The sequence below is a fragment of the Kitasatospora sp. NPDC052868 genome (assembly GCF_044547105.1).
Lineage (GTDB): Bacteria > Actinomycetota > Actinomycetes > Streptomycetales > Streptomycetaceae > Kitasatospora.
Window position 1 is genome coordinate 362,401 of the sequence record NZ_JBITZW010000006.1, and the last position, 23,802, is coordinate 386,202.

The following is a 23,802-nucleotide window of genomic DNA, read 5'->3' on the forward strand; positions in this document are numbered from 1 at the left end:
CCGTTGCCCGAACCCTTGACGGAAGCTTTCCTCGGACGTTAAATCACGCCTTGAAGTAAGCCTCTGGTCAGGCTACTTCACCACAGAACCGGCCCATCCACGCCCATTACCACCCGAGAGGGTCACCGGCATGCCCATCAGACGCCGCACCGCGGCCACCGCACTGGCCGCCACCCTGGTACTCGCCGCCACCGCCTGCTCCGGCGGATCCGGCTCCGGCGGCGACAACAGCAGCCCCGGCACGCTCACCTACTGGGCCTCCAACCAGGGCACCAGCCTGGAGAACGACCGCCAGGTCCTGGAGCCGGAGCTCAAGGCGTTCGAGCAGCAGACCGGCATCAAGGTGAAGCTGGAGGTGATCCCCTGGTCCGACCTGCTGAACCGGATCCTCGCCGCCACCACCTCCGGCCAGGGCCCCGACGTCCTCAACATCGGCAACACCTGGTCCGCCTCGCTCCAGGCCACCGGCGCCCTGCTGCCCTTCGACACCGCCGCCCTCGACCGGATCGGCGGCCGGGAGCGCTTCCTGCCCGCCGCGCTGGCCTCGGCCGGCGCCCCCGGCAAGGACCCGGCGGCCGTCCCGCTCTACTCCATGGCCTACGGCCTCTACTACAACAAGCGGCTGTTCGCCGAGGCCGGGATCGACCGGCCCCCGGCCACCTGGGAGGAGCTGGTCGCCGACGGCAGGCGGCTCACCGGCGGCGACCGCTACGGCCTCGCCATCGAGGGCGGCAACCCCTCCGAGAACGTCCACCACGCCTTCGTCCTCGCCAAGCAGCACGGCGCCGACTTCTTCGACCCGTCCGGCCGGCCCGCCTTCGACAGCCCGGGCGCCGTCGCCGCCGTCAAGCAGTACGTCGGTCTCCTCGGCACCGACCGGATCGCCGCCCCCGGCAACGCCGAGTACGCCAACAACCAGTCCGTCACCGACTTCGCCACCGGCAAGGCCGCCATGCTGATGTGGCAGGCCGCCGGCGCCAACCTCAAGTCCCACGGCATGAACCCCGAGGACTACGCCGTCGCCCCCGTCCCCGCCCCGGCCGGCGCCACCGGCGAACGCGCCACCACCTCGATGGTGGCCGGCATCAACCTCGCGGTGTTCCGCAACACCCACAACACCGACGGCGCCCTGAAGTTCGTGAAGTTCATGACCGGCACCGAGGAGCAGACGAAGCTCAACAAGACCTACGGCTCGATCCCCCCGGTCAAGGACGCCCAGGCCGACCCCGCCTTCGCCACCCCCGAACTGCGCACCCTGGCCCAGGTGCTGGCCACCGGTGCGGCCCCGCTGCCGCAGGTCGCCAACGAGAGCCAGTTCGAGACCCTGGTCGGCACCGCGGTGAAGAACCTGCTCGCCGGGGCCGCCGCCGGGAAGCCGGTCACCGACGAGTCCGTGAAGGCCGAACTCACCCGCGCCCAGCAGCAGATGCCGGCCGGCTGAGGTGACCCCGACGCTACCCGCCCCCGCGCCGCCCCGGCCCCGGCCCCGGCCGCGCGCCCTCCCCCCGGTCCGCACCCGGCGCGCCCGCCGCCGCCGCACCGCCCTGCCCTATCTGCTGCTGCTCCCCGCCCTGGTGCTGGAACTGCTCGTCCACCTCACCCCGATGGTGGTCGGCATCGTGATGAGCTTCAAACAGCTCACCCAGTTCTTCATCCGGGACTGGTCCGCCGCCCCCTGGGCCGGCCTCGCCAACTACCGCATGGCGGTGGACTTCAACGCCCCGGTCGGCAAGGCCCTGCTGCACTCCTTCTGGGTCACCTGCGCGTTCACCGTGCTGGCCGTCGGCCTCTCCTGGCTGGCCGGCACCGTGGCCGCGATCATGATGCAGGACGCCTTCCGGGGCCGCGGGCTGCTGCGCGCCGCCTTCCTGCTGCCGTACGCGCTGCCGGTCTACGCGGCCGTCATCACCTGGTCGTTCATGTTCCAGCGGGACACCGGCCTGATCAACCACGTGCTGCACGACCAGCTCCACCTCGTCGACGACAAGCCCTTCTGGCTGCTCGGCGACAACAGCTTCACCGCGCTGGTCACCGTCTCGGTCTGGCGCAGCTGGCCGTTCGCCTTCCTCACCCTGACCGCGGGGCTGCAGAACATCCCGCGCGAGCTGTACGAGGCCGCCGCCCTGGACGGCGCCGGGATCTGGCAGCAGATCCGCCGGATCACCCTGCCCTCGCTGCGCCCGGTCAACCTCGTCCTGCTGCTGGTGCTGTTCCTCTGGACGTTCAACGACTTCAACACGCCCTACGTGCTGTTCGGCCGGTCCGCACCCGAGGCGGCGGACCTGGTGTCCATCCACATCTACCAGTCCTCCTTCATCACCTGGAACTTCGGCGCCGGCTCCGCGATGTCGGTGCTCCTGCTGCTGTTCCTGCTGCTGGTCACGGCCGGCTACCTGCTGCTCGCCTCACGCCGAAGGAGTCCGCGATGATCGGCGCGACCGCGTCCTTCCGATGGATCCGGCGGATCGTCCTGGCCGCGCTCACCGTGTTCGCCCTGGTGCCGGTGCTGGTGATGCTGAGCAGCTCGCTCAAGCCGCTGCGGGACGTCCAGGGCCCGTTCCGGTGGATCCCCAGCACCTTCACCGTCCGCCCCTACCTGGACATCTGGCGGACGGTGCCGCTCGGCCGCTACCTCGTCAACTCGCTGATCGTGGCCGGTGCGTCGACCGCCCTCTCGGTGGTGGTCGCGATCCTCGCCGCGTACGCGGTCAGCCGCTACCGGTTCCGCGGGCGGCGGCTGTTCACCGTGACGGTGCTCTCCACCCAGATGTTCCCCGGGATCCTCTTCCTGCTGCCGCTGTTCCTGATCTTCGTCAACGTCGGCAACGCGACCGGCGTGGCCCTGTACGGGAGCCGCGGCGGCCTGATCCTCACCTACCTCACCTTCTCGCTCCCGTTCTCGGTCTGGATGCTGGTCGGGTACTTCGACTCCATCCCGCGCGACCTCGACGAGGCCGCCCTGGTCGACGGCTGCGGACCGGTCCGGGCGCTGGTGCGGATCATCATCCCCGCGGCGGTGCCGGGGATCGTCGCGGTCGCCGTGTACGCCTTCATGACCGCGTGGGGCGAGGTCCTCTTCGCCTCCGTGCTCACCACCGACCGGACCCGCACGCTGGCGGTCGGCCTCCAGGGCTACGCCACCCTCAACGACGTGTACTGGAACCAGGTGATGGCCGCCTCGCTCGTGGTGAGCGTGCCGGTGGTCGCCGGGTTCCTCCTGCTGCAGCGCTACCTGGTCGCGGGGCTGACCGCGGGGGCCGTCAAATGACCGCACCCGCCGCACTCCCACTCACTGCACCCGCCGCACTCCTGCTCACCGCACCCGCCGCCCCTTCGACCGCACCCCGCACGGAAAGGCACCCCGTGAACGACCTCAGCGCCCTCCCCGACGACTTCCTCTGGGGCGCGGCCACCGCCGCCTACCAGATCGAGGGATCGGCGGACGCCGACGGACGCGCCCCCTCGATCTGGGACACCTTCGCGCACACCCCGGGCCGGGTGGCCGGCGGCGACACCGGCGACACCGCCTGCGACCACTACCGGCGCTGGCCCGAGGACCTCGGCCTGATGCGCCGGCTCGGCCTGGGCGCCTACCGGTTCTCCATCGCCTGGCCCCGGGTGGTGCCGCTGGCCGACGACCGGGTCAACCCGGCCGGGCTGGACTTCTACGACCGCCTGGTGGACGCGCTGCTCGCGGCCGGCATCACGCCGTTCCCCACCCTCTACCACTGGGACCTCCCGCAGGCCCAGCAGGACCGCGGCGGCTGGCCCGTCCGCGCGAGCGCCGAGCGCTTCGCCGAGTACACGGCCGTGGTCGCCGCCCGCCTCGGCGACCGGGTCACCCACTGGGCCACCCTCAACGAGCCGCTCTGCTCGGCCTGGATCGGCCACCTGGACGGCGCGATGGCCCCCGGCCTGACCGACCTCACGGCGGCCGTCCGCGCCTCCTACCACCTGCACCTCGCGCACGGCCTGGCGGTCCAGGTGCTGCGCGAGTCCGTCCGGGGCGCGCAGATCGGCATCGTCAACAACCTGAGCACCGTGGAGCCCGCCTCCGGCTCCGAGGCGGACCTGGCCGCCGCCGTGCGCGCCGACGGCCACATCAACCGCTGGTGGCTCGACCCCGTCCTCGGCCGCGGCTACCCGGCCGACATGCTCGACGCCTACGGTGTCGAACTCCCGGTCCGCGACGGCGATCTGGAGCTGATCTCGGCCCCGCTGGACTGGCTCGGGCTGAACTACTACTTCCGCCAGATCGTCGCCGACGACCCGGGCGCCGGCCCCGGCCCGCGCTTTCGCCAGGTGCCCGGCCCCGGGCCGGAGCACACCGCGATGCCCTGGGAGGTGCACGCCCCCGGACTGGAGGAGCTGCTGCTGCGGCTGACCGACGAGTACGGCGTGGAGCGGATCTACGTCACCGAGAACGGCTCCGCCTACCGCGACACCGTCGGGCCGGACGGCAGCGTCCACGACCCGGAGCGCACCGCCTACCTCGAACGGCACCTGGCCGCCTGCGCCCGGGCGGTGGCCAAGGGGGCCCCGCTGGCGGGCTACTTCGCCTGGTCGCTGCTGGACAACTTCGAGTGGGCCTACGGCTACGACAAGCGCTTCGGGCTGGTGCACGTCGACTACGCCACCCAGCAGCGGACGGTGAAGACCAGCGGCCGGCGCTACGCGGAGCTGATCGCCGCCCACCGCGCGCGCTGAGCAGGCCCGGCGCGCCCGGGACGGCCACCCGGCCCGGCGCACCGCCCCGCGGCGGCCGCCGGGCGGTGCGCCGTCAGCCGGCGCGCCGGTGGCCGCCCCGGGCGCCCTCCGCGGTCAGGTCGGTCAGCGCGGTGGTCAGCAGCTCGCGGGCCTCGTCGGCGCGGCCCAGCTCGATCAGGGCGGTGCCCAGCTCGGTGAGGGTCTGGGTCATGCTGTCGGGCTGCCCGGCCGCCTCGAAGTGGACCAGCGCCTGCCGGTACGCGGCCTCCGCCCCGGCCCAGTCCTGCAGCGCGGCCTGGTCGAGGCCGATCTCGTGGACGGAGAACCCGGCCATCAGGTGGAACATGTGCGAGGGCGAGCCGTCCAGCCACTCCTGGACCTCGGCCAGGACAGACCGGTGGGCCTCCAGGGCCTGCCGGGGCCGCCCGGACTCGCGCAGGCAGGCGCCGACGCAGCGCAGCGCCACCACCCGGCCCACCTCGGCGGACCGGCCCTCCAGCGTGGCGAACGCCTCGGCCGCCTGCCGGTACGCCTCGATGGCCTCCTCGGACCGGAGCAGCCGGCGCAGGGCGGTGGCGCAGTAGGTGAGCGCCCAGGCCTCCTGCTGGGCGTCCCCGATCCGGCGGGACAGCTCCAGGGCCTCCCGGGCGACGTCCAGGCCCGACTGGTAGCGGTGCAGGCAGGTGATGTGGGCCCAGGCCAGGTAGTTCAGGTGGACGGCCTCGGCGATCCGGTCGCCGGCGGCCCGGGCGGAGTCCACCGAGAGCCGGAACACCTGCGCCCACACGTCCCAGTGCAACAGGCTGTCGGAGAACCAGTGCATGGCCTCGGCGGTCTCCACGACCTGCCGGTGCCGGCCGGTGGCGTTCGCGTGGTGCAGGGCCGACAGCCACTCCGGGTGCTCCTCCTCCAGCCAGCGCCGGGCGTCGGCGAGGGTGGCGGGGGCGCCGGCCGGATCCGGGTCGCCCGAGATGTCGCCCTCGGTGCGCTCGACGTCGAAGCGCAGCCCGGCGGCGGCGGCCCGGCGCAGCAGCCAGTCGCCGGCCCGCTCGCGGGCCTCCTCCACGGCCTGCGGACCGTCGTCGGCGGTGAGCTGCTCGCCCGCGTAGAGGCGGACCAGGTCGTGCAGGCGGTAGCGCTGGGGGGTGGCGGCGGGCTGCAGCAGCCCGGCGTCGGTGAGCTCCTCCAGGTACCGGTCGGTCTGCTGGACCGGCAGACCGGCGTAGGGCGCGACGGTGGCGGCGGTGAAGTCCTCCCCCGCCGTCAGCGAGCAGCGGCGCAGCACCAGTCCGGCGGCGGCCGGCAGCTTGCGGTAGGAGAGCGCGAAGGCGGTGCGCACCCGCAGGTCGCCGGCCTCCAGCACGTCCAGGCGGTACTCCTCGGCGGCGAGCTGGCGGACCAGGTGGCTGACCGGCTGCCGCGGCCGGGCCACCAGCCGCTGTCCGGCGATCCGCAGGGCGAGCGGCAGGTGGCCGCAGAGCCGGGCGAGCTCCCCGGTGGCCTCGGGCTCGGCGGCGATCCGGTCGGGGCCGGCGATGCGGGCCAGCAGGGCGGCCGACTCACCGGGGGCGAGCACGTCCAGCGGCAGCCGGTGCACCGATTCCAGGCCGGGCAGGACGTGCCGGCTGGTGATGATGGTCAGGGCCGGGCCCGAGCCGGGCAGCAGCGGGCGGACCTGCGCCTCGTCGGCGGCGTTGTCCAGGATCAGGACCAGGCGCTGCTCGCGCACCAGGGTGCGGAACAGGCTGGCGCGCTCCTCGGTGTCGGCGGGCACCGAGCGGTCGGCGACGCCCAGGGCGCGGAGGATCTGGGCGAGGGCCTCGCGCGGTGCGAGGGGCGCCGGGGCCATGCCGCGCAGGTCGAGGGAGAGCTGGCCGTCGGGGAAGAGCGGGGCCAGGGTGTGGGCGGCGTGCAGGGCGAAGGCGGTCTTGCCCAGGCCGGGCTGCCCGTAGGCGAGCACGATGCGGGGGTGCGCCGGGTCCGCGTCCCGGGCGAGCCGGTGCAGCCGGTCCAGGGCGTCCTCGCGGGCGGTGAAGTCGGCGATGTCCCGGGGCAGCGCGAGTGCGGAGTAGACGGCCTCCCCGGGGCGGCCGGCCTCGGCCGGGCGGTCGGCGCCGGGACCGGCCGCGGGCTCCGCGGGTGCGGCGGCCTGGGCGAGCACGGCGGCCTCGGCCCGGACGGGGGTGCGCCGGGGGCGTCCGCTCTGGGCGGCCTGGTCGAGCGCGGCGGCCTGGGCCTGGTCGAGGCGCAGTGCGGCGGCCAGGGCCTGCACGGTACGCCGCTGTGGTCCGCGGGTGCGGCCGCGTTCCATGTCGCCCAGCGCGCGCAGGCTGACCCCGGCCGCCTGGGCCAGTTCGGCCTGGGTCAGACCGGCCAGCACCCGGAGGCGGGCGAGCAGGAGGCAGAAGTCGTCGGCCGTGCCGGAATCGCCTGTCGGTGTGCCTGCCGGTATGCCTGTCGCGCCCATCGCCGCCCCTGTCACCCACGGTGTCGGCCTCTTCACCGAACACGTCGAGGTCAGACAGTATGCCTGGTCAAGATCGCACGCTGGACACGGATCGGTGGCCGGACGGTTCGCCGTCACCGCACTCGCCGGTAACCTGACGGTCCGTCCGGTCCGGTGCCGCGGGGGCGGCTCGCGGTGCGGGTGCAGCTGCCCGACCCCCGGATCCGCCCGGTACTTCCGCCTGTGGTTCTGCCTGTCCGGCCCGCTGCGACCCTGCTCGTTCCGCCTGTCGGGGCAGGGTCGGACGGGCAAGGTCGTCCCGCCACGGGCCGGCGGGTGGAGCTCAGCGGTGCGCGGCCTCGGCGGCCCGGCGCTCCTCCGCCACGGCCTCGGCGGTGCGGCCGAGGGCGTGCAGGACGGTGGCGATCAGGGCGTGCGACCGGGCCTCGAGCGCCGGGTCAGCCTGGGTGCGGCCGAGGGCGAGGGCCAGCCGGGCCGTGGTGAGGGCGTCGCCGTGGCGGCCGAGCGCGTGCAGTGCCTCGGCGCGGGTGTGGGTGGCCCGGACGGTCTCGGCCGCGTCCGGGTGGGCGGCGAGGATCCGGACGGCCTCGTCGGCGTGGGAGAGCGCCGGTTCGAGCGTGCCGCCGACCACCTGGGCGCTGGCCAGGTCGTTGAGCGCCCGGGCGAGCAGGCGGTCGTCGGCCAGGGCGCGGGCGCGGGCCACGATGTCCGTCATCAGCGGCACGGCGCGGTCGGGCCGACCGGCCCTGACCAGGCCGTCGGCCGTCCGGGCCCGGCAGTGGTGGCGCAGCACCGGGTCGCTGACCTCGTCGGCCGAGGCCAGGGCCCGGTCCAGGTGGTCGGCGGCGGCGCGGAAGTCCCGTCGGTCGACCAGGATCACCGCGAGGTCGGTGGTCAGCCGGGCCACGGCGGCCGGGTCGGCGCAGGCCCGCGCGGCCCGCAGACCGGACTCGGCGGTGGTCCACCACTCGGCGCGGCGGTGCCTGGCCTTCGCGTAGAGGACCCCGGCCCGGTGGGCGAGCCGCCAGGCGGCGGCGAACCGGCCGTGCTGCTCGGCGCGCAGCACCATGCCGCGCACCGCGGGCTCCTCGCGGCCGAACCAGTCGGCGGCCTGGCCCGGGGTGGCCGTCGGCGGCAGGCTGTGCCCGGCGGGTGGGGTGATGACGGGTGGGGTGATGACGGGTGGGGTGATGACGGGTGGGGTGATGACGGGTGGGGTGCCGGCGGAAGGGGTGGCGGCCGTGTGCGGACCGGCACAGGCGACGGTGGCGGTCAGATAGTGCTCGATCAGCCGGTCCAGGGCCGCCAGCCGCTGGTCGGCGGGGAGTTCGGCGGCCAGCCGGGCGCTGTGCAGGCGGACCAGCTCGCGCCGGGCGAAGAGGCCGGGTGCGCTCTCCTCCAGCAGGTGGACGGTGTCGAGTTGGGCCAGCAGGCCGCGGGCGGCGGCCGGGGACACGTCGGCGAGGACCGCGGCCGCCGTGGGGTCGATCACCGCGCCGGGGTGCAGGCCGAGCAGGGCGAAGAGCCGGGTCGCCGCCGGCGTCAGGGTGCGGCAGGTCAGGTCGAGGGCCACCCCGACGCCGGGTGAGCCGAGGTCGGCCCGGGCGGGCGCGGTGAGTCCGGCGCGCTCCGCCGAGAGCTCCGCCACCAGGTCCTTCAGCGCCCAGTCCGGGCGGACGGCCAGCCGGGCGGCCGCCAGGCGCAGCGCCAGCGGAAGGCGGTCGCACTGCTCGGCGAGCTCGGCGGCGGCCTGTGGTTCGGCGGCGACCCGGGCCGGGTCCACCACCCGGGCCAGCAGCTCCCGGGCGTCGGCGGGGGACAGCGGGTCCAGCGGGAGCGTGGTGGCACCCTCGTGGACCAGCAGGTCGCGCAGCCGGCTGCGGCTGGTGATGACGGTGACGGGCCCGGCCCAGCCGCCTGCCGCGCAGGTGTCGTGGGCGGCGGCCTCGGGCGGCGGGTCGGGCAGCAGCGGGGCGAGCTGCTCGTAGCAGCGCGCGTTGTCCAGCACGATCAGCAGCCGGCGGCCCGCCAGCAGTTCCCGAAAGCGCCGCGAGCGGCCGTCGAGCGAGGCGGGCAGGGCGTGCGCGGCGACCCCGAGGGCGGTCAGGAACCCGGCCAGCACCTCGGCCGGCTCCCGCGGACCGCTCTCGTCGAAGCCGCGCAGGTCGGCGTAGAGCCGGCCGTCGGGGAAGCGCTCGGCCGCCCGGTGGGCCCAGTGCTGGACCAGGCTGGTCTTGCCGACCCCGGCCGGTCCGGTGACCAGGATCGGACGGGCCTCCCGGCCGGTGGCGATCGCCCCGTCCAGCCGGTCGAGTTCGGCCGACCGACCGACGAACCTCCGGTTGGCGCGCGGTAGTTGGGAGGGGGCCGGGGACGGCCGCCGGGCCGCCGCGACGGTCGGCCCGAGTGCGGCGGTGGCGGCGGCGGCAGTGCCGACGGCGGTGGCAGTGCCAGCGGTGGCGCGCTCGGCGACGGCGCCGGCACCCGTGGCGGGTACGGCCGTCGGGCCGCCCGCGAGCCGCTCGCCGGCCAGCCGCAGGGCGGGCCCGGGGGCGGTGGGCAGCTGCGCCGTCACCCGGTCGTACCAGGCCCGCGCCTCGGCCCGGCGCCCGGCCTGGTCGAGGCAGTCGATCAACCGGGCGGCCAGCCGCTGGTGGGAGGGGTGGGCCGGGACCGCCTCGACGAGTTCGGCGACCAGTTCGGCGCCGCGGTCCAGCCGGCAGAGCCCCTCCGCCAGCCGGTCCAGGGCGCGCAGCCGCAGATCGGTCAGCCGGGGGGCGGCCCGCTCGCGCAGCAGGGCGGAGCCGCAGTCGGCCAGGGCCGGGCCGCGCCAGAGGTCCAGCGCCGCGCGCAGCAGCGGGACCGCCGGATCGTCGTCCCCGGTCGGGCGGTCCGCCGACGCCGCCGCGGCGGCGTCCGGACAGCCGGGGAGCAGCACGCCGGCCCGGTCGCAGAGGTCCTCGAAGCGCAGCGCGTCCACCTGGTCCGGGTCGCCGGTCAGCACGTAGCCGGCGCCCCGGGTGGCCAGCACCAGGCCGCCGTCGAGCAGTCGGCGCAGCGCGGTGACGTGGCCCTGCAGCGCGGCGCGGGCCGTGGCCGGCGGGCTGCCGTCCCAGACGAGCTCGATCAGGCGGTCGGTCGGCACCACCCGGTCGAGTTCGACGGCGAGGGCGGCGAGCAGCGCGCGGCGCTTCGGCGCCGAGGGCGTGGCCGCTGTGCTGCAGTCGTAGCGCACGGTCACAGCGCCGAGCAGATCGATCCGCATGCGGCCCCCTTTGCCCAGATGTCAGCATGTCAGCCATCGGGATAGTGGCCGATCCGGCCGGAAAACACCGAACCGCGGAGCGCGGATTGCCCGATGGGGCAACCGTACGACGACCCTTCGGGCAGCACGCGGGCGGACGGGATTCCAAGCCGGACAAACTACGCGGCTACACTGCAGCCCGACATCAGGCTCGACCGCCGTGGGGGCGACTGTGGGCGACCGCGTGGGCATCCAACTCCTCGGTCCGGTGGAGCTGCGGACCGCGTCCGACGGGTTCGTCGCGCTGCCCGGGCCCCAGCGGCGTGCGGTGCTGGCGCTGCTCGCGCTGCGCCTGGGACGGGTCGTCGCGGTGGAGCGCTTCTTCGAGCTGCTCTGGGGCGAGGAGCCGCCGGCCCGGGCCAGGGCGGCCCTCCAGGGGCACATCGCCGCCCTGCGCAAGGTGCTCGCCGACACCCCGTTCGACCTGTGCACCCGGGCACCCGGCTATCTGCTCACCGGACCGGCCGAGCAGGTGGACGCGCTGTGCTTCGAGACGCTGGCCGTCCGCGCCGGGGATGGCGCCGAGCGGCCCGGCCGCGCCGGGGACGCCGAGGCGATCCGCCTGCTGGAACAGGCGCTGGGGCTATGGACGGGCGCCGCGCTGGTCGACCTGCCCGACACCGAACTGCGCCGGGCGCTGGCCGGCCGGCTGGAGGAGAACCGGACCAAGGCCCTGATCGGCTGGGCCCGGCTGCGGCTGCGCCAGGGGTCCGGGGCGGCGGCCGTCCCGGCGCTGGAGCAGCGGGTACGGGCGGACGGGCTGCGGGAGGAGGTGGTGGCGCTGCTGATCCGCTGTCTGCACCAGGCCGGCCGGCCGGCCGACGCGCTGGCGGTGTACCACCACGCGCGGGAGCTGCTGGACCGCGAGCTGGGCATGGTGCCCGGCGCGGAGCTGCAGGCCGCGCTGACGCAGGTGCTGGCCGAGGAGCCCGCCGGCCCCGACGTCCTGCCGCCCCCCGCAACGCCGTCCGGCACGGCGGCGGCGCACCCCGAGGCCGCGGCCGACCCGGCGCCCCGGCACGAGCCCGACCCGGACGAGCCGTCGACGCCTCGCCAGCTGCCCCGCCAGTCCGCGGGCTTCGTCGGACGGGCCCCGGAGTCCCGCTGGCTGGACCAGGAGTGCGGCCCCGATCGCACCGGCGACGGACTGGCCGTGGTGGTCGGCCCGGCCGGCACCGGGAAGAGCGCCACCGTCGTCCGCTGGGCCCACCAGGCGGCCGCGGGCTTCCCGGACGGCCAGCTCTTCGTCGACCTGCGCGGCTTCGACCCGGCCGGCCCGGTGGACCCGGCCGAGGTGCTCGGCCAGTTCCTGCTCGCCCTGGGCGTGCCGGAGGCGACCATCCCCGAGGACCTGGCCGGCCGCGCCGCCCTCTACCGCGCCCGGACCGGCGACCTGCGCCTGCTGGTCCTGCTGGACAACGCCCGCAACGCCGGCCACATCGCCGACCTGCTGCCCGCCGGGCCCGACTGCGCCACCGTGGTGACCAGTCGCAGCACCCTGGAGGACCTGGTGGTCACCGAGGGCGCCGCGATGCTCCGGCTGGGGGCGCTGCCCGACGGCGACGCACTGCGGCTGCTCGAACGGAGCCTGGCCCCCGAACGGGTCCGGGCCGAGGCGGCCGCCGCCGAGCAGCTCATCGAACTCTGCGACCACCTGCCGCTGGCCCTGCGGATCGCGTCCTCCCGGCTGGCCGCCCGACCGGACTGGACGATCGCCGATTTGGTCGCCGAGCTGGCCGACGAGCGCACCCGGCTGCTCGCCCTGGAGGCCGACGGGGCGGTCAGCATCCGCACCGCCCTGATGCTGACCCACCGCCACCTCTCGGCCCGGGCCGCCACCCTGCTCACCCTGCTGGCCGCGCACCCCGGCCGGGACGTCGACACCCCGGCCGCCGCCGCGCTGCTGGGCGCCGGCCCGGCCGCCGCCCGGGCCGCCCTGGGTGAACTGGCCGCCCACCACCTGCTCGGCGAGAGCGCACCGGGGCGGTACAGCCGACACGACCTGATCCGGCTGTTCAGCGTCGAGCTCCTCACCGAGCAGCCCGACGAGACCCGCCGACTCGTCCTCGAACGGCTGCTGGACTACTACGTGACGGCCGTCCAGCACTGCGGCGACCACCTGCAACCGGGCCAGGACAGCTACGGGGAGCGCGTCCACCCGCCGGCCGTGCTCCCCCTGACCGCCGACACCCGCAGCGCGCTCGGCTGGTTCCGGGCCGAGCAGTCGACGATCCGCGCACTGGTCGCCACCGCCACCGCGGTCGACCCCGAGCGGGCCTGGCGACTGGCCATGTCGTCGAGCGCGCTGTACTACGGGTCCAGCCGGCTGACCGACTGGCTGAGCTGCCTGCGCGCGGGCGAGCGCGCCGCCCTGCAGTGCGGCGACCGGCTCGCCGTCGCGCTGCTGCGCGAGGCGACGGCGAACGCGCTGCTCGGCCTGCAGCGCCGCGAGGAGGCGGCCGCGGTGATCCAGCGGGCGGTGGACGACACCACCCCGGCCGACGGCTTCGCGCACACCCGTGCCCTGGCCACCCAGTCGCTCAGCACCGGCCTGCTCGGGGACCCGGCCGGGGGCGCCGCGCTGGCGGCCGCCGCGCTGGAGCTGGCCGAGGAGTCCGGCGATCCGCACGAGATCTCCTTCACCCTCGGCTACGCCGCCTCGGCCTCGCTGGTGGCCGGCGACCTGGAGGGGGCGCTGCGCCGGGCCCGCGAGACCAGGGCGCTGCTGCCCCACCACCCCGCCGCGACCATCCACGCCTGGTCGATGCTGACCGAGGCGCACGCCCTGCAGGCCCTCGGCCTGCCCGAGGCCTCCGAACTGGCCTGGGCCCGGCTGCTGGTGACCTGCGAGGAGGCCGGGTTCCTGCATCTGCACGCCGTCTCCGAACAGGCCTACGCCGCCTTCCTGCAGAGCCTGGGCCGGGAGGCGGAGGCGCTGCAGCACCTGCGCTCGGCCGTCGGGCTCTACCGGCTGCACGGGCACCAGGCCGGGTCCATCCCCGGGACGCCCGCGGCGATCGAGCGCTCGCTACGCGCCCGGGGCGCCCCGGCGGGCGCCCCTCGGGACATCCCCGGACCGACCGCGGTGCCCCATCAGGCAGCGCCGGGCAGCGCGGCCGGAGCGGGCCCCGACGGTCCTGACGACTCGACCGGGGCGTACCCGGGCTGGGCCGCCAGGACCGGGCGCAGCGCCCGGATCGCGTAGAAGTTGCGCGACTTGACGGTGCCCGGCGGGACACCCAGCCGCTCGGCGGCCTCCAGGACCGAGCGGTCCTTCAGGTGCAGCTCGACCAGCACCTCGCGGTGGTGCGGCTGCAGCTGCTCCAGCACCTGCTCGATGTCGCGCAGGGCGACCACCTCCTCGTACGGGTCGGCGGCGAGCGGCCGGTCCTCCAGCATGTCGCCGGACACCTCCTGCGCCCGGGCGGCGGCCATCCGGTAGTGGTCGATGGCGATCCGGCGGGCCACGGTGAACAGCCAGGGGCGGCTCTGCTCGGGCCCGGCGGCGATCGCGTCGGGGTGCTGCCAGGCGCGCAGCAGGGTCTCCTGGAGGATGTCCTCGGCCTTGCCGCGGTCACCGTTGGTCACCCGCTGGAGGGCCCGCAGCAGGTAGCCGCCGTGCAGGCGGTAGAGCTCGGCGAGGGTGCCCGGGTCGAGGGTGGGGCGCGCGGCCGTCCGGGCGGTCGCGGCGAGCGGCAGGGCTGCGGGCACGGGCGGGGCGGAGGGCTGGATGGACACGCGCTACCTCTCGGAAATCCGACGGCGTCGAGATGTGGGCCGGACAGGGGGGCCGGCCCGACGGGAGCCGGGGGGACGGCTCCGATCCCGGCACCGATACGCTCCCGGGCCGCGCCAAGATTGCGCCAAGCAACCACCAACGTCCCGGCCAACGTCCCGACCTGCGGCTCCGTGACGGCCGACGTCCCGGTCGGCGCCCCCGTACAGGCCGGACGCCGTGAGCGACGCCCGGGCCGACGCCGAGGTGGGCCGGTCAGGTCCGGTTGAGCGCCCGGACCAGCTCCTGGACCCCGTCCTCGCCGCGGTGCTCGATCAGCACGGCGACCCAGGAGGCCAGCAGTTCACGGTCCGCCGCCGACCAGGAGGGCGCGGACGGGTGCTCGTCCACGACCAGCGCGGTCGCCACCCGCAGCAGCTCGGGCCGCGGGGCCGGATGCGGCCGCTCCAGCGGCAGGTCGGGCAGCACCAGCCGCCGTGCGGCCGCGATCACCTCGGCCGCGGGGGCCTCGGGGACGGCGAGCACCGGCGGACCGGGGAGCGGGTCCGCCTGCCAGGCCAGCAAGGACTCGATGAGTCGACGCGGATCCACTGACGACCCGTCCCGTGACATTGGTGCCTCTCTCCCCGCGCCATGCGGGACTTCCGCTCATCTGCCGGTCTGCTCGGTCGAACCGGCACGCCACCCGGTGGAAGCGCCGTCCGGGAGGCACGCTACCGAGTGGGGGCCCGCTTCGGCAGGCAAATGGCGGGGGCTGAGCCCAGGGCCGGTCGTCCGCGCCGGTTGTTGCATGTCGTCCTCCAGTGGATCGCCGGCGGTTGCCGTCCTGCCCGGGTCAACGGGCCCGCCGTCGCCAACGGTTCACCGTGCAACCAAATGAACCGCTCCCCCGGGCGGCGCCGTTCTCCTGGACGGACGGCCCGTACGGCGGCCCTGGGGGAGGCGGCACGTCACCGGTACGCGGGAAAGGGGCCGACGTGGCGACAGGAGGCGGGCGCGTGGCGGCCGAGGAGAGCAGCGCAGTGGTACAGGTCCAGCGACTGGCGAAGGGCCCGGACCGGGACCTCGCCCCCGACTACACCCCCGCCAGCTGGCCGGGCGCGGCTCCGCAGGCGGCTGCTCCCCGGGGGGCGGCCGAACCCGCGGGGCCCGGCGGTACGGCGGCCGGGGCCCGCGGTGGGGCCGTTGGCGGTGGGGCCGTCGCCGGTGGGGCCGTCGCCGGTGGGGCGGGGGCCGTCGGCGAGCCGGTGCAGCTGCCGTACTGGTCGCAGCCGCTGGACGCGATGGGCACCGTCCTGGTGCCCCCGGAGGCGCGCCCGGGCGAGCCGGGCTACACCGTCGCGCCCCCGGCCGTTCCGGCCCCCGTACTTCCGCCTCAGGCCGCCCTCCGGCCGGCGGTTCCTGCTCCGGCACCCGCCCCGGCGCCGGCACCTGTACCGCTCCTGGCACCGGCTCCGCAGATGCCGTTGCCGCTGCCGCTGCCGCTGCCGCAGGCGGTCGTTCCGCCCACCGCTCCGGTCGCAGGCCCGCCCACCGTTCTGCCTGTCATCCCGCCCACCCTTCCGGCCGCGGGCCCGCCCACCTTTCCGCCTGTCATCCCGCCCACCGCTCCGCCCACCGCCCCGGTACCGATCGCAGCCACGCTCCCCGCCCCGGTCGGGCCGGAACCGGGACAGCCGCCGCACCCGGCCCCACAGCGTGGCCGCCGGGGGCTGGGCCTCTCCTTCGGCCAGAGCGAGCGGGAGCGCCGGCGGACGGAGGCCGCCATCCGCACGCCGCTGCGCCGCAGCTTCCGGATCGCGGTGATCAGCCTCAAGGGCGGGGTCGGCCGGACCTCGACGACCATGGCCCTGGGCTCCGTCCTCGCCGAGGCCCGCAACGACAAGGTCATCGCCGTCGACGCCGACCCGAACACGGGCACCCTGGGCCGGCGAGTCCGCGCGGAGACCACCGCGACCGTCCGCGACCTGCTGGCCGCGGCCCCCTCGATCAACGGCTACATGGACATCCGGCGCTTCACCTCGCAGGCCCCGAGCGGTCTGGAGGTGCTCGCCGGCGCCCCGGACCCGGCCGGTGCCGGCGGTCTCGACGGCGAGGCCTACCACCGGCTGATCGGCGTGCTGGGCAACCAGTTCCCGGTCATCCTCAGCGACACCGGCACCGGCCTGCTGCACGGCTCGATGCGCGCCGTGCTGGACCTCGCCGACCAGCTGGTGGTCACCGCCACCACCAGCGTCGACGGCGCGAGCAGCGCGAGCAGCACCCTGGAGTGGCTGAACACCCACGGGTACGGCGCCCTGGCGCAGCGCGCCGTGACGGTGGTCTCCAGCATCCGGGGGCCCGGCCGGCTGATCCGGGAGGCAGACCTGGTGGCCCACTTCGGGTCCCGCTGCCGCAGTGTGGTGGTCGTGCCCTTCGACGACCACCTGGCCGTGGGCGGGGAGTTCGACCCGGCGAAGCTGCGGCCGAAGACCCGCCGGGCGTACCTGGACCTCGCGGCCGCGGTCGGCGAGGGCATGGCGGTCGGGCAGCCCGGTGTGCAGGGCGTTCCGACGGCGGTGGCCGCGCCGCTGCCCGGCCCGGCCGGCCTGCCCGGCCCCGCCGGAATCGCCGCGTGGCCGACCGCCCTGGGCACGGCGTAGGCCCGGTCCGACCCGTCCTGTGGTCGGACTCCGAACCCGGCCCGGCCCGCCCGGGCCGGGCCGTTCGCACTCCCCCGGCGCCTCGAGGTGAACCCGCGGACATCCCCCGGACGTTTTCTCCAGTGTCCATCCAGGTCACCCGAAGGAGAGCCCACCGCCATGGGAAAGCGACGCAAGCCCACTCCCCCGAACCGGGCCCGCCTGGCGGTCCTCACCACGGCCATGGCCGGCAGCGCGGTGCTCGCCTCCGGCACGGCCCACGCCGAGCCCGTGCCCACCGCGCCCACCGCCGCCTCCGTCAAGGACCAGGTGGACCGGCTCAACGAGGAGGCCGAGCAGTCCATCGAGCGCTACAACGGCTTCCAGGCCAAGCAGCAGAAGCTCCAGGGCGAGGCCGGCCGGATCCAGGAGAAGGTCGCCCGCGGCCAGGAGGCGATGAACGAACTGCGCACCCGGCTCGGCTCGGTGGCCGCGGACCAGTACCGCAGCAACGGCATCGACCCGGGCATCCAGCTCATGCTCGACTCCGACCCGTCCGCCTACCTGCAGCGCGCCTCGGTGCAGAACCAGGTCGCCGACTCCCAGACGAACCTGCTCAAGCAGGCCCAGGACGAACAGCGCAAGCTCGACCAGGACCGCACCGAGGCCGCCGCCACCCTCGCCGAACTCGACACCGTCGGCGCCTCCCTCGGCGCCCAGAAGAACCAGATCCAGGCCAAGCTCGCCCAGACCCAGGCCCTGCTCAACAAGCTCAGCGCCGCCGAGCGCGCCAAGATCAACGCCCAGGAGTCCGCGGACAAGGCCAAGGCCGCCGCCCAGCAGGCCGCGGCCGCCGACCGCGCCTCCCGCGCCGCCGAACGCCCCGATCTGAAGGCCCCGGCGCCGCCGGCCGCCGGTGGACGCGCCGCCAGCATCGTGCAGTTCGCCTCCGCGCAGCTCGGCAAGCCCTACGGCTGGAGCATGACCGGCCCCAACAGCTTCGACTGCTCCGGCCTCACCGGCGCCGCCTACCGCGCGGCCGACATCAAGCTCCCCCGGCTGTCCCAGGACCAGTGGAACGCCGGCACCCGGATCGCCCGCGCCGACCTCCAGCCCGGCGACCTGGTCTTCTTCTACCCTGACCTGCACCACGTGGGCATCTACATCGGCGACGGCAAGATGATCCACGCCCCCCGGACCGGCAAGAACATCGAGGTCCTCCCGATCGGCGTGATGCCCTACATGGGCGGCGTCCGGCCGTAGGACGGCCTGGAGACCGGCGGCGCCCGGCTGCTCGGGTGCGGTTTCCGGTCAGAAGCCGCTGCCACGGGCCCTGCCCGGCATGAGAGCAGCGCCCGGCGGTATGCGGGGCCTGGCGGTACGCGGGGAAAATCCAGGGGAGCGGACGGCCGCGCGCTGCTACGGTCGGGCACCATGAGCTGGCTTCCCGATGACTTCGTCCACCCCGTCCTGGTACCGCTGCCGGGCGGTGGCCACCACCTGCGGCCGATCCGGGAGACGGACACCCCGCTCGACTATCCGGCGGTGATGGGTTCGCGCGAGCGGCTGTGGACCATCTTCGGCCCGGCCTGGGGCTGGCCCGCGGCCACCATGACCTACGAGGCCGACCAGGCCGACCTGTTGCGGCACGAGAAGGAGATCGCCGCGCACCAGTCCTTCAACTACGCGCTGTTCGACGCGGCGGAGACGGTTCTGCTCGGCTGTGTCTACATCGACCCGCCGGAGAGGGCCGGCGCGGACGGCGAGATCTCCTGGTGGGTGGTGGACGAGCTGGTGGGCGGCAAGGTCGAGCAGGCCCTCGACGCGCTGGTGCCGCAGTGGATCGCCGCCGACTGGCCGTTCGAGCAGCCGCGCTTCCTCGGCCGTGAGATCTCCTGGTCGGACTGGCTCGCGCTGCCGCAGCACTCCGACGCGTAAGCGGTCGTTACCCGTACCGATCTCGAAGGCTGCCGACCGCTTCGCCGGTACGGCGCTCGTAGATCCGTCTGTCCGTCGGTGCTGCTTCACTGACGAATTCCGGCGGGAGGACGTGACGGGTAGGCGGAAGAACCTTTCCGGCCGACGGGATCGAGGTGCACCGACCGCTCCCCGACGACTCGGGATCCCGGCCGGGATCCCGAGTCGTCGGGGAGGGGTCAGGCCCCTTCCTGTTCCTGGGCGTTCCAGCGGCCGGGCTGCCAGCCCCGGCGCCTGCCGTTGGTCAGGACGAACCCGAGGCCGCCGATCACGACCACCGCCCCGAGTGCGCCGCCCGCCACCGCCGCCGCCTGTCCACGGGCCGGCTGCGGCTCCGGGGGCTGGACGGCCGCCACGGCCGTGCCGGCCCTGGCGGCCGGTGGGGTGGCGGCGGCCGGGCCGCCCGGCAGCATCGCGCCGACGGCGCCCAGCGGGTCGACCATTCCGTAGCCGACCCGGGCGTCCGGCAGGGCGGTGCCGGGGTGGTAGGCGGTGGCCTTCAGCCGGTCGAGCAGTTGGGCGGGGGTGAGCTCGGGCCGGTAGCCGAGGACCAGCGCGGCGGTGCCGGCCACCATGGCCGTGGCGAAGCTCGGCCCGGCGCCGGTGAAGTAGCCCTTGCCGCCCGGGCCGACGCTCATCACCGCGTCCCCGGGGGCCACCAGGTCGACCCGGCCGGCCGGGCCTGCGCCCTCGGCCGAGCCGCCGCTCCCGCCGCTCCCGCCGCTCCCGACGGTTCCGTCCGGGGCCAGGTCGGTGACCGCCAGGACGTCCGGATAGGCGGCCGGGAAGGCCTGGCCCCCGGATCCGGCGGAGGTGCCCTGATCGGGCCCGACCGGGGCGACGACCAGCGCCCCCCGCTCACGCGCGTACTGCACCGCGCCCGCCAGGTCCTCACCGCCCACCGGGACGGGCACCGCGACGGCGATCACCCGGGCCCCGCCGTCGGCGGCGTGCCGGATGCCCTTGGCGAGCAGCTCGGGGGTGGTGACGCCGACCTCGTCGGTGACGGCCACCGCGAGGATCCTGGCCTCGGGGGCGATCCCCGCGAAGCCCACGCCGTCCTGCCGCCGGGCGGCGATCAGCCCGGCGAGGAAGGTGCCGTGGCCGACGCAGTCCCGCCCGGCGCCGCCCGGTCCGAACTCGCGCGGGCCCAGGGCGAGCCGGCCCTCCAGGACGCCGGAGGCCGCGTCCACACCGGACCCGACCACGGCGACCGTCACGCCGGCACCCCGGCTCAACTGCCAGGCCGCCTCCGGGCGGAGGAAGGTCTGCGCCCACGGGGTCCGTTCGGTGCCCTTGTCGGAGGGCTTGGTGCAGCCCTCCTGCCTCGACTTGGCGACGCCCTGGCCGACCACGGGCAGCGAGGCGGACGGATCGGCCCCGCCGGCCGGGGCGCCGCCCGCCGCAGGTGCCGCCGGCACCGCCGTGCCGGCGGCACCGACCGCGGGCGTCCCCGGCCCGACCGGGACCGCCGGGGTGGCCGGGACGACGGCTCCGGGGACGGCCGGCGCGGCGGCCAGCGCCGCCGGGGCCGGGGTCAGCAGGGCGCAGCAGAGCAGCGCGGCGGCTGCCGGTCGGGCGGCCCTCACACCGGGCTCCCCTGCCGCAGCGGCGGGATGTCCCGGGGCAGCAGCAGGCTGAGTTCGGACAGGTCGCCGACGTCCAGCCGGGCCAGTCGGCCGGCCTGCCTGGTGACCATCGCCTCCAGGGTCTGGCGGGCGAACCGGCCGTTGCCGAAGGTCCGGTCCCGGGGGACGGCGGTGCACAGCTCGGTGAGCGCGGTGAGCGTCTCCGGGGCGCAGACGTAGCCGGACTCCTCCGCCTGGAGGCGGATGATGGTGACCAGTTCGTCGGGGGTGTAGTGCTCGAAGGCGACCTGCTGGGAGAAGCGGGAGGCCAGACCGGGGTTGGAGCCGAGGAAGCCGTGCATCTCCTCGTGGTAGCCGGCCACGATCACCACGACCTCGTCGCGGTGGTCCTCCATCAGCTTCATCAGGGTGTCCACCGCCTCCTGGCCGAAGTCGTTGCCGCCCCCGCCGCGCGGGGTGAGCGTGTACGCCTCGTCGATGAACAGAACACCGCCGCGGGCGCGTTCGAAGGCCTCCTTGGTGAGCTGGGCGGTGTGCCCGATGTAGCGGCCGACCAGGTCGGCGCGGGCGGTCTCGACCAGCTGGCCGCCGGTCAGCACCCCCAGCTCGGCGAGGATCGCGCCGTAGAGCCGGGCCACCGTGGTCTTGCCGGTGCCGGGCGGCCCGGCGAAGACCAGGTGGTGGCTGATCTTGGCGGTGGGCAGCCCGGCCTCCTCCCGGCGGCGGGCCTGCTTGATCAGGTTGACCAGGTCCTCGACCTGTTCCTTGGCGGCCGACAGGCCGACCATCCGGCGCAGCTGGTCCAGCAGGTCGGTGCGGGCGTCGTCCGCCGTGCCCTCCGCCGCCCGCCGGACGGCCGCGGCGGCCTCCTCGCCGATGTCCTCGGGGAGGAGCAGGGCCAGGTCCGCGTCGGCGACCTCGGCGAGGACGGCCAGCCGGGAGGCCTGCCGGTCCACCATCTCCTCGAACACCTTGCGGGCGGCCCGGCCGTTGCCGAAGTCCGCGCCCTTGGGCATCCGTTCGAAGTGGCTGAGGAGGACCTCCTGGGTGGCGTCGGCCAGTTCGTAGCCGTGCCCGGCGGCGGCCCGCCCGACGATGGTGACCAGCTCCTCCGCCGAGTAGTTGCGGAAGTCGATGGTGCGGCTGAACCGCGAGGCGAGGCCGGGGTTGGACCCGAGGAAGTCGCGCATCTCCTCGGAGTATCCGGCGACGATCACCACGACGTCGTCGCGGTGGTCCTCCATCAGCTTGACCAGGGTGTCGATCGCCTCCCGGCCGAAGTCCGGGCCGGTGCCGCCCGACCCCGCCGAGAGCGTGTACGCCTCGTCGAGGAACAGCACCCCGCCCAGGGCGGACTGGAAGACCTCGGTGGTCTTGATCGCCGTCCCGCCGACGATCGAGGCGACCAGGTCGGCCCTGGCGACCTCGGTGAGGTGGCCGCTGCGCAGGACGCCCAGCTCGGCCAGGATGGCGCCGTAGAGGCGGGCCACCGTGGTCTTGCCGGTGCCGGGCGGCCCGGCGAAGATCAGGTGGCGGCCCATCGGCAGCACCGGCATCCCGGCCAGCTCGCGGCGCTTGGCCAGCTTGTTGAGGTTGACCAGGGTCGCCACCTGCGCCTTGACCCCCTCCAGGCCGACCAGCGCCTCCAGCGCGGACTGCGGGCCCTCGGGGTCGAGCGCCGGCGGCTCGGCCTGGTCCGCGGCTGGCGACGGCCGCTCACCGGGCTCCCCGGGCTCGGCTGCGGCGGGCTCCGGTCCGCGGCCGCTCTCGGCGGGCGCCGTGCCGTGCGCGTCGGGCCGGGCGTTCTCCCGGCTGATCAGGTTCTCCACCGCGAACCGGGTACTGGGCCTGGTCTGGCGCAGCCCGGAGCCCCGGTTGCCGGCGACGGTGCAGCCGGTGATCCGGACGGGCTCCTCGGACTCCGCCCGCAGCCCGTCCACGGTGTTGTCCGCCATCTCGCAGCCGTTCAGGGTGGCCCGGGCGCCCGCCGCCAGCAGCACACCGTGCCGCCGGTTGCCGTGCACCCGCGACCTGGCCATGGTCAGGTCGCCGCCGTCCTCGACGCTGATGCCGTCGCCGGCGCTGTCGGACACGTCGCAGTCGCGCAGCGAGGCGATGCCGTCCCCTCCGACCTCGACGCCGGACGTGCCGGTGCCGCGCACGGTGGTCGCGCCGACCTGGGTGTTGCCCCCGTCGGCGATCCGCAGCCCGGCCCTACCGGTCGAGGACAGCGTGCAGGACTCCAGCCGGCCGCGCCCCTCCCGCAGCACCTCGACGCCGTGGCCGCGCACGTCGGACACCTCCACGCGGCGCAGCAGCGGGTTGGCGCCGTCGCGCACGCTGACGCCGGCGCCCGCCGCGTCCCGGATCTCCAGCCGGTCGAACTCGGCGGCGCTCTCACCCACCAGCTCGACCCCGGCCGCCCCGCCGCCGCGGACCACCGTCCGGGTCAGGGACGGGCTGGAGGACTCCTCGACCAGGATGCCGGCCAGCTCCGCGCCGACCACCTCGCAGTCCTCGAAGGCGCCCCGGGAGCGGCCGGTCACCCGCAGGCCGTGGCCCTTGGTCCGCTCGGTGCGGCAGCGCCGCACCAGCGGGTCCGTGCCGCCGGCCACCACGATGCCGTGGCCGCGGGTGCCGCTGACCGTGCAGTCCTCCAGCACGACGCGGGCGGCCGAGCTGAGGTAGACGCCGATCGCGGTGTCCCGGACGGTGGTGCCCAGTACCCGGGTCGTGCTGTTCTCCTCCAGCGCGATGCCCGGCTTGTCGGTGGCGGAGATCTCGCAGTTCTCGATCGAGCCGCGACCCTCGCCGTTGGCGCAGACGCCGTTGCCCCGGGCGTCGCGCATGACGCTGTCCCGGATCACCGGGTTGGCCCGCTCGCCGATCACCACGGCGGAGCTGCCGAGGTGCTCGATGACGCAGTCCTCGATGATGCTCGTCCCGCTGGAGGTCTCGACGATGCCGGCCCCGGCCGGGTTGACGACCCGGCAGCCGCGCATCGCCAGCGAGCCCTGCTGCCGGGTCAGCACCGCCGTCCAGGAGTTGCCGGCCACCTCGCAGTCCTCCAGGGCGGCCTGCCCGCGCGGGACGTCGACGGTGGGCAGCTCCTCGTCCCGGCCCTGCAGCACGAGGCCGGTCAGCTGGACGGCCTCGGCGACCACCTGCACCACCGCCCCGCGCCGGGGCGAGATCCGGACGCTGCCCCGGGCCTCCTCGGCGGTGATGGTCACCATCTTGGTGATGACCAGGTTCTCCTCGTACCGGCCCGGGCGGACACTGATCACCGCACCGCTGCGCGCCGCCTCCAGCGCCTCGCCGATGGTGCGGTAGCCGCCGTCGCGCTGCTCCGCGCACACACTGAGCACATGGCGCGTCATCGCGCTCGTTCTCCTCCGTCG

14 protein-coding genes are annotated in these 23,802 nt (G+C 75.4%); 8 read left to right on the forward strand and 6 right to left on the reverse strand.

Annotation, left to right across the window (positions count from 1 at the left end; all coding sequences use genetic code 11):
- The first annotated feature begins 130 nt into the window (after positions 1-130).
- From ACIGZJ_RS13805 to ACIGZJ_RS13820, 4 genes are all read left to right on the forward strand, one after another.
- Complete coding sequence (locus tag ACIGZJ_RS13805; RefSeq protein ID WP_396457368.1) at positions 131-1,441, forward strand: ABC transporter substrate-binding protein; 1,311 nt, start codon at positions 131-133, stop codon at positions 1,439-1,441.
- Position 1,442: 1 nt separating this feature from the next.
- Entirely contained in the window at positions 1,443-2,429 is a 987-nt protein-coding gene (locus tag ACIGZJ_RS13810) for a carbohydrate ABC transporter permease (protein ID WP_396457369.1), read from the forward strand.
- Positions 2,426-3,268, forward strand: coding sequence for a carbohydrate ABC transporter permease (locus ACIGZJ_RS13815; RefSeq protein WP_396457370.1), 843 nt, complete (start codon positions 2,426-2,428; stop codon positions 3,266-3,268). Before ACIGZJ_RS13810 ends, ACIGZJ_RS13815 begins: the two co-directional genes overlap by 4 nt.
- A gap of 95 nt (positions 3,269-3,363) precedes the next feature.
- Entirely contained in the window at positions 3,364-4,707 is a 1,344-nt protein-coding gene (locus tag ACIGZJ_RS13820; RefSeq protein WP_396457371.1) for a GH1 family beta-glucosidase, read from the forward strand.
- A gap of 73 nt (positions 4,708-4,780) precedes the next feature.
- Here the strand turns inward: ACIGZJ_RS13820 and ACIGZJ_RS13825 are convergent, their stop codons facing one another.
- Together ACIGZJ_RS13825 and ACIGZJ_RS13830 are read right to left on the reverse strand one after the other, a co-directional pair.
- Positions 4,781-7,174 (reverse strand): ATP-binding protein, encoded by a 2,394-nt coding sequence (locus ACIGZJ_RS13825; protein ID WP_396457372.1) that lies wholly within the window; start codon positions 7,172-7,174, stop codon positions 4,781-4,783.
- 322 nt (positions 7,175-7,496) lie between these two features.
- Entirely contained in the window at positions 7,497-10,439 is a 2,943-nt protein-coding gene (locus tag ACIGZJ_RS13830; RefSeq protein ID WP_396457373.1) for a BTAD domain-containing putative transcriptional regulator, read from the reverse strand.
- Positions 10,440-10,650: 211 nt separating this feature from the next.
- Here ACIGZJ_RS13830 and ACIGZJ_RS13835 point away from each other — a divergent pair, with 211 nt between their 5' ends.
- Entirely contained in the window at positions 10,651-13,683 is a 3,033-nt protein-coding gene (locus ACIGZJ_RS13835) for a BTAD domain-containing putative transcriptional regulator (protein WP_396457374.1), read from the forward strand.
- Here ACIGZJ_RS13835 and ACIGZJ_RS13840 read toward each other — a convergent pair.
- Positions 13,572-14,216: a sigma-70 family RNA polymerase sigma factor gene (locus ACIGZJ_RS13840; RefSeq protein WP_396457375.1), complete on the reverse strand. Its 645-nt coding sequence runs from the start codon at positions 14,214-14,216 to the stop codon at positions 13,572-13,574. The two genes, ACIGZJ_RS13835 and ACIGZJ_RS13840, sit on opposite strands and share 112 nt — an antisense overlap.
- A 253-nt stretch (positions 14,217-14,469) precedes the next feature.
- A complete protein-coding gene (locus ACIGZJ_RS13845; protein WP_396457376.1) occupies positions 14,470-14,805 on the reverse strand; it encodes a hypothetical protein in 336 nt (111 codons plus the stop codon).
- A gap of 407 nt (positions 14,806-15,212) precedes the next feature.
- Here ACIGZJ_RS13845 and ACIGZJ_RS13850 point away from each other — a divergent pair, with 407 nt between their 5' ends.
- The 3 genes from ACIGZJ_RS13850 (at position 15,213) to ACIGZJ_RS13860 (ending at position 18,773) form a co-directional block, all read left to right on the forward strand.
- Positions 15,213-16,856, forward strand: a complete 1,644-nt coding sequence (locus tag ACIGZJ_RS13850; RefSeq protein ID WP_396457377.1) for a MinD/ParA family protein — start codon at positions 15,213-15,215, stop codon at positions 16,854-16,856.
- Positions 16,857-17,015: 159 nt separating this feature from the next.
- Entirely contained in the window at positions 17,016-18,098 is a 1,083-nt protein-coding gene (locus ACIGZJ_RS13855; protein WP_396457378.1) for an NlpC/P60 family protein, read from the forward strand.
- A gap of 171 nt (positions 18,099-18,269) precedes the next feature.
- Positions 18,270-18,773 (forward strand): N-acetyltransferase, encoded by a 504-nt coding sequence (locus ACIGZJ_RS13860; protein WP_396457379.1) that lies wholly within the window; start codon positions 18,270-18,272, stop codon positions 18,771-18,773.
- A 218-nt stretch (positions 18,774-18,991) separates the two neighbouring features.
- On the opposite strand, the gene ACIGZJ_RS13865 is transcribed toward ACIGZJ_RS13860, so the two are convergent.
- Positions 18,992-20,401, reverse strand: a complete 1,410-nt coding sequence (locus ACIGZJ_RS13865; protein WP_396457380.1) for a S8 family serine peptidase — start codon at positions 20,399-20,401, stop codon at positions 18,992-18,994.
- The gene (locus ACIGZJ_RS13870) at positions 20,398-23,781 is read right to left on the reverse strand and encodes a right-handed parallel beta-helix repeat-containing protein (RefSeq protein ID WP_396457381.1); all 3,384 of its coding nucleotides are present in this window, start codon (positions 23,779-23,781) and stop codon (positions 20,398-20,400) included. The genes ACIGZJ_RS13865 and ACIGZJ_RS13870 overlap by 4 nt, the downstream gene beginning before the upstream one ends.
- Positions 23,782-23,802 lie beyond the last annotated feature (21 nt).

What these genes read in the sequence shown, in the direction of transcription:
- ACIGZJ_RS13805 (WP_396457368.1), top strand. Translation starts at nt 131, where the DNA reads ATGCCCATCAGACGCCGCACCGCGGCCACCGCACTGGCCGCCACCCTG.
- ACIGZJ_RS13815 (WP_396457370.1), top strand. Translation starts at nt 2,426, where the DNA reads ATGATCGGCGCGACCGCGTCCTTCCGATGGATCCGGCGGATCGTCCTG.
- ACIGZJ_RS13825 (WP_396457372.1), bottom strand. Translation starts at nt 7,174, where the DNA reads ATGGGCGCGACAGGCATACCGGCAGGCACACCGACAGGCGATTCCGGC.
- ACIGZJ_RS13830 (WP_396457373.1), bottom strand. Translation starts at nt 10,439, where the DNA reads ATGCGGATCGATCTGCTCGGCGCTGTGACCGTGCGCTACGACTGCAGC.
- ACIGZJ_RS13855 (WP_396457378.1), top strand. Translation starts at nt 17,016, where the DNA reads ATGGGAAAGCGACGCAAGCCCACTCCCCCGAACCGGGCCCGCCTGGCG.
- ACIGZJ_RS13860 (WP_396457379.1), top strand. Translation starts at nt 18,270, where the DNA reads ATGAGCTGGCTTCCCGATGACTTCGTCCACCCCGTCCTGGTACCGCTG.
- ACIGZJ_RS13870 (WP_396457381.1), bottom strand. Translation starts at nt 23,781, where the DNA reads ATGACGCGCCATGTGCTCAGTGTGTGCGCGGAGCAGCGCGACGGCGGC.